This is a genomic window from Flavobacterium sp. DW-iso2 (genome assembly GCF_058725285.1).
This window is the reverse complement of sequence record NZ_JBZXDY010000060.1, coordinates 1-1,487: the sequence shown is the minus strand read 5'-3', so window position 1 is coordinate 1,487 and position 1,487 is coordinate 1. Positions and strand designations below refer to the sequence as shown.

General features: G+C 40.0%; 1 protein-coding gene. It reads left to right on the top strand.

Annotated features, from left to right (window positions below; translation table 11 throughout):
- The coding region (locus AC4PRO_RS18075) for an IS1182 family transposase (protein ID WP_492118384.1) at window positions 1-1,478 on the top strand (1,478 nt) is incomplete at its 5' end.
- Window positions 1,479-1,487: the final 9 nt, after the last annotated feature.

Here is a 1,487-nt window from a genome sequence, read left to right as displayed (position 1 = left end):
CAGAAAACCCCGTTCGTTTTATTGATGCTTTTGTCGAAGCGGTATCATTACACACTTTAGGTTTTTCTATTCAAACCTTAAAGACGGAAGGTCGCCCGAGCTTTGATACAAAAGTTTTTCTAAAAATCTATTTATACGGTTATTTAAATGGTCTGCGAAGTTCCAGAAAGCTCAAGAAAGAATGTCAAAGGAATAAAGAATTACAGTGGCTTTTATGCGGAATCATTCCCAACTACCACAGTATATCCGACTTTAGAAAGCAAAACCCATCGGGATTAAAAAACCTATTCAAACTCTTTGTAAGTTTCCTTAAAGATGCCGATTTGATATCGGGAGAAGTAATTGCAATCGATGGCACCAAAAGTCGTGCGCATAACAGCAAAAAAGCCAATTTCAACCAAAAGAAAATAGAACGTCACTTGGCTTACATCGAAGAAAAAACCCAAGAATATTTAACACAATTAGACCAAAACGATGTAGAAGATAGTAGCATTACCGTATCTAAAATCCAAGAAAAGATAGAGCGATTAAAACACAATAAAATAGGATATGAACTTCTAGAAGCAAAGCTTAAAGCCAGCGGAGAACCCCAAATAAGCACCACCGACGAAGATGCACGCGCGCTTCTGGTTCAAGGAGTGGTAGTTGAGATCAGTTACAATATCCAAGCAGCAGTGGATAATAAACACAATTTAGTGGTTGCTACCCACACCATAAATCGCAATGATCTTAACGCCTTAAGTGCTATTGCGCTGGAGGCAAAAGAAAACTTGGGTGTAGACACTTTTACCACTTTGGTAGATAAAGGCTACCATAATGGAAGGGAAATTGCCTACTGCAAAGACCATAACATTACCACCATTGTAGCGCACCCTACGCCAGGCATAAGCAAAGAAAGTGTCACGAAACCCGAATATTTGGTAGCCAAATTCATTTACAATAAAGCCGATGACACCTATACTTGTCCCCAAGGAGCAACTTTAAAAACTACAGGAAGATGGCATAAAAAAAGTGGACGAACCGAACAAAGCGGGTATCAATTCAAGAAATACCGAACACCCTCTTGCAAGGAATGTCCCGTAAAACACCTGTGTACCAGTAGAGCCGGCGGACGCGAGATTGACCGCAGCGAATATGCTGATGCCATAGAGGAGAACAACCAACGCTACCGAGAAAATCCGCAATTGTATCGCACACGGCAGGAGATAAACGAGCATATCTTTGGTACGATAAAGAGACAATGGGGCTACAATCACACGAATTTAACGGGACTCGAAAAAGTAAATGGCGAACACAGTTTAATTATGCTCGTGTACAACATAAAACGCACGATAAATATACTGGGCGTACCAGATTTAATTGCCAAACTCAAGAAATGGAAGTCACCCTACAAAGCTAAAGGTGTTTTTGTTTTTAAAAGGGTTTATTTAAGGCTTTTTAACGACTTATTCGGGCTGAACCTAGCAATTGCAGCATAAAAAATAAGC